The 4,166-nt window shown below is 66.9% G+C and carries 6 protein-coding genes; 4 read left to right on the plus strand and 2 right to left on the minus strand.

What is annotated here, in order from left to right:
- A partial coding sequence (locus SPOPO_RS26905) for an MFS transporter (protein WP_425424151.1) occupies positions 1 to 200 on the minus strand: 200 nt, incomplete at its 3' end.
- A gap of 159 nt (positions 201 to 359) precedes the next feature.
- On the opposite strand from SPOPO_RS26905, the gene SPOPO_RS0101380 reads away from it, so the two are divergent.
- Together SPOPO_RS0101380 and SPOPO_RS0101385 are read left to right on the plus strand one after the other, a co-directional pair.
- Complete coding sequence (locus tag SPOPO_RS0101380) at positions 360 to 962, plus strand: TetR/AcrR family transcriptional regulator (protein WP_019872992.1); 603 nt, start codon at positions 360 to 362, stop codon at positions 960 to 962.
- 57 nt (positions 963 to 1,019) lie between these two features.
- The gene (locus SPOPO_RS0101385; RefSeq protein WP_019872993.1) at positions 1,020 to 1,865 is read left to right on the plus strand and encodes an alpha/beta fold hydrolase; all 846 of its coding nucleotides are present in this window, start codon (positions 1,020 to 1,022) and stop codon (positions 1,863 to 1,865) included.
- A gap of 26 nt (positions 1,866 to 1,891) precedes the next feature.
- On the opposite strand, the gene SPOPO_RS0101390 is transcribed toward SPOPO_RS0101385, so the two are convergent.
- Positions 1,892 to 2,296: an SCP2 sterol-binding domain-containing protein gene (locus tag SPOPO_RS0101390; protein WP_019872994.1), complete on the minus strand. Its 405-nt coding sequence runs from the start codon at positions 2,294 to 2,296 to the stop codon at positions 1,892 to 1,894.
- A gap of 187 nt (positions 2,297 to 2,483) precedes the next feature.
- On the opposite strand from SPOPO_RS0101390, the gene SPOPO_RS0101395 reads away from it, so the two are divergent.
- Both SPOPO_RS0101395 and SPOPO_RS26910 read left to right on the plus strand, forming a co-directional pair.
- Entirely contained in the window at positions 2,484 to 3,068 is a 585-nt protein-coding gene (locus tag SPOPO_RS0101395) for a TetR/AcrR family transcriptional regulator (protein ID WP_028984423.1), read from the plus strand.
- 41 nt (positions 3,069 to 3,109) lie between these two features.
- On the plus strand, positions 3,110 to 4,166 hold a 1,057-nt coding region (locus SPOPO_RS26910; RefSeq protein WP_169577137.1), incomplete at its 3' end, for an MMPL family transporter.

Here is a 4,166-nt window from a genome sequence, read left to right on the forward strand (position 1 = left end):
CCCGCAGCAGAAGCCGCCGCGAAGATGACCAGTCCGAGGATGAGCATGCGCCGGCGCCCATACCTGTCGCCGAGCGCGCCCGCTGGCAGCAGCAACCCCGCGAACGTCACCGCGTAGGCGTCGACGATCCAGGTCAGCTCGCCCTGGGTGGCGCCGGTTGATCGGCCGATCACCGGCAGAGCGGTTGCCAATGAGGTCATCGACCCGATGACCAGCACCAAGGCAGCGCACAGCACACACAGCCCCACTACCGGGCGTCCTCGTGGGAGGTCGGAGTCAAGGCGTTGACCGAGCATCGTCCCTCCCCAACGCCAGAACCCGTAGTTTAGACTAGCAGTCCAAACTACGGGAGCAGTCTCATGCGAGATGTCCCGGCCGCCATCGCGGCCAAACTGCCCGCGGCTGCCGCGGTCATCGCCGACCGCGGCTTGGACGACACCAAGATCGAGGACCTGGCCGCGGCCGCGGGGGTGCCCAAGGCCACGCTCTACTACTACTTCGCGGGCAAGCAGGAGATCCTTGCGTTCCTGCTCAGGGACTTACTGCACCGTCTGCACGACGAGGTCACCATCGCGACCGCTGCGCCGGGTGGCTGCCGTGAGCGCCTCGCATCAGTCATGGGCGCGCAGTTGACCATCATGTTCGAGCAGCCGGACGTGTGCCGGGCCTTGGTCGGAGACCTGGGCCGCGCGGCCCGCATGCCCGAGGTCACCGCGATGATCGACCGGGCCTTCATCGACCCCGTCGAGGAGTTGCTACGAGAAGGCGGGGCGGACGGCTGCTTCCGGTCCGACTCGGCCGCCCGGGCGACGGCCATCGCCATCTTCGGTGCCCTCTCGATGACCGGCCTGGCTCATCTGAGCAGCGGCGATTCGTGGTCAGTAGCTGAAAGCACGGACCGCCTGGTCGCCCTCTTCCTCGACGGAATAACGTCGACCGCTTCGCACCAGAAAGGGACCTGACGGGTGAAGCCTGAGGCATTGCCCGAGCGCCGCGGCACGGCGACCGGATCTGGAATCGTGACCTACCGCAGCGCCGAGGTCGAACTCATCGCGGACCGGTGGCCACCCGTCGGCCGGCGACGCGGGTTGGTCCTGCTGCTGCACGGGGCGGGTCAGACCCGGCACTCCTGGGCGGACACTGCCCGGGCCCTCAGCACCGACGGGTGGGATGTCGTTTCCCTGGACGCCCGGGGGCACGGGGACAGCTCCTGGGCCTCGGATGGCACCTACACACTGGACGCATTCGTCGGCGACCTGCTCGCGGTCCTCAGCGGCCTCGCCGAGCCGCCGGTACTGGTCGGCGCGTCCCTGGGTGGCTTGACCGCACTTGTCGCGGAGGGCGAACGCGGCCCGTTGGCCCGCGCCCTGGTGCTCGTCGACGTGGTTCCGCGCTTGGAGGTGGAGGGCGTCGAGCGCATCCGCGACTTCATGCAGTCAACGTCCGGGGGCTTTGACTCGCTTGCGTCCGCCGCCGAGGCCGTGCGGGCGTACAACCCGAGCAGACAGCGGCCGGTCCGGTCCGCAAACGGCCTCGTCAAGAACCTACGACAGGGGGCAGACGGTCGTTTTCAGTGGCACTGGGATCCCGCCCTGCTCGACCTGATCTCACTGGAAAGCAGCGGCGCAGTGCAACGTAGGTGCGAAGCAGCGGCCGCTCGTATCACCACTCCGACCCTCCTGCTTCGAGGCGCACAGTCCGACATCGTCAGCGACGCCGGGGTCGCCGAACTGCGCACGCTCATTCGTGGCGCGGAGACCAGCGATGTCCAAGGCACCGGCCACATGGTCGCCGGAGACGACAACGCGGCATTCACCTCTCGGGTTCTCGACTTTCTGGCGTCCCTCAGCACAACTGACCGCTGACGGCCCGTCCGTGCAGCACCCGGGCATCAGGGGGCGAGCGCGTCCATCAGTCCACGCACCAGGCGGAGGTGTCGCACGCCCCGAACCCGCACCTCACGAGTCCGAAGTTGCCGATAGAGGTTTCGCCCGGCCGGCGTCGTGAAGCGAGGGATCACGCCCCATCGAGGGACAGCGGCGAGATTCATCAGGGATTCTGCGGGGAGCGCGACGTGCACATCCGCATCCGACTCTCCGCGTGAGACCACTATCTCGTGGGGTGTGAAGCGCAGTCCAAGTTCAGTGTCCGCATCGGTAATCGTGATGCGCACCGATCCACGCATTCGGCTCAGCACGCGCGCCTTCATGGGATCCGCCGCCGCAGCCAGAAGCAAGGCTGCCAGGACAGAGTCCATTCCGTCCGACGTCTCGTCGGCCAACACAACGTGCGTCATAGGGGATCTCCACCTTATCGCCCCGGCGGGTGTCCCGGAGCTGACATCTGTCTGGCGCGAAGAACATATCAACCAGTCGATTAAATTTTGGTACGCCGCTCTGAGGTTCCCGGTCGAGCATCGATTGGATCACCAATTTGGATGTATCGTCCAAACGTGCCGTCCAACGGAGCGTTTGGAGCGCGTGATGCGACCCCAACCCGCGTGGCTGCTCTCCTCCGCGCGTGCGATTGCCGAGGTTTTCGTACGCAAGGGGTTCGGCGGGACGCGCATGGACGACCTCGTCACCGCGTCCGGGGTCCCGAGAGCCACGCTCTACTACCACTTTCGCGGCAAGGACGCGGTACTCAGCTGGCTCATGCATTCCACGATCGGTCACCTGGCGACGGCCGTCCGCACGGCTACCGAAGGTCCGGGGAACGCCCGGGATCGCCTTGAATCCACGGTCCGCGCCGTCCTCGCCACCACCGCCGAGTATCCGGAGGCGTGCCGTGTGCTGATTGGGAACCTGGACCAGACCGGGCAGTTGGCCGACACCGTCGCGGAACTGGTCGCGGCGTTTCACGCCCCCGTCATGGCGGTGCTCGAGGAGGGTGCGGCCGACGGTTCACTGCGGGCGGTGGGCGACCCGGCTGGGATCGCCTCGGCAGTATTCGGAGCAGTCACCATCGCGGCGCTGCAGGCCTTGGTTGTCGAAGGTGAGTTCGACGCTGACGCGGTTGGTGACTCGCTGATCGACTTCGTTGTGCGCGGACTTCGAGGCGACGCATGAGAAACGCCCACTTCGTGCAACGGCACGCTTGGTTGGTCGCCGTGCTCTGGATCGCCCTGACCGTGGGGGTCACGATCAGCGCACCGAGCGTCCGTGAGTTGGGGACTGCCGACCAGACGGCTTTCGTGCCGGCATCTGCTCCCTCGAGCCAGGCGGATGCCCTGATGCGGTCGGCGTTTCCCGACGACCCCTCACGTGATCCGGCGGTGATCGTGGTGGCACGACCCGGCGGTCTTCAGCCGGGCGATCACGCCTACATACGGTCGATCGTCGACCTCCTCCGCTCACCCGCCGCGGAGCCGCACGTCAAGGCCGTGCAGAGCACGGCCACCAGTCCAGAGCTGGCCCCGGTGCTGCGCGCCCCGGACGGCGCGGCAGAGTTGGTGATCGTCAGCTTGAAGGCGCAGTTCGCTAGCGCCTCAGCCGAGCGGGCGGTCGATTTCCTCCGTGACCATCTTTCCTCCACCATGCCCCCTGGCTTGCAAATTGAGGTCACCGGGCTGGCCGCACTCGCGGCCGACCAGGCGTCAGCAACGCTCGAGGCATTCGATAAGACGGCGGTGGCCACCGTCTTACTCGTGCTGCTCATCCTGATGCTGGTATACCGGTCGCTGCTCGCACCGTTGATCTCGCTGATCACCATCGGTTGCGCGTTCCTGGTTGCCCGCGGTCTGGCCGGCTATCTGGCCGATGCTGGTCTGGAGGTGGCCAGCCTCGCCGAGACGTTCATGATCGTGATGGCGTTCGGCGCCGGCACCGACTACGTCATGTTCGTGTTGTCGAGATACCGCGAAACCCTCAGCACTGAGGAGCACGCCGAGCGCAACGACCCGGCGCGGTTGGCCACGGCGACGGCGGCGGTGTCGCCCACTATCGTCGCCTCGGGCGCGACGGTCACTTTAGGATTCTTCGCCTTCGCCGCCGCGGAGCTAGGTCTGCTCCGATCTTTCGGACCGGTGCTCGGCGTAGCGATCGCTGTCACCGTTCTTGCCTCATTGACGTTGACCCCGGCCCTCATGCGCCTGGCGGGCCGTGCTTTGTTCTGGCCGGTCCGGCCGGCGGCGGGTCGAACGCACCAAGCGGACGAGCGCTGGGGGC

This window comes from Sporichthya polymorpha DSM 43042, assembly GCF_000384115.1.
Lineage (GTDB): Bacteria > Actinomycetota > Actinomycetes > Sporichthyales > Sporichthyaceae > Sporichthya > Sporichthya polymorpha.

Bases quoted from the DNA above. Each gene is read 5' to 3' on its own strand.
- SPOPO_RS0101395 (WP_028984423.1), top strand. From the start codon at position 2,484: ATGCGACCCCAACCCGCGTGGCTGCTCTCCTCCGCGCGTGCGATTGCC.
- SPOPO_RS0101390 (WP_019872994.1), bottom strand. From the start codon at position 2,296: ATGACGCACGTTGTGTTGGCCGACGAGACGTCGGACGGAATGGACTCT.
- SPOPO_RS0101380 (WP_019872992.1), top strand. From the start codon at position 360: ATGCGAGATGTCCCGGCCGCCATCGCGGCCAAACTGCCCGCGGCTGCC.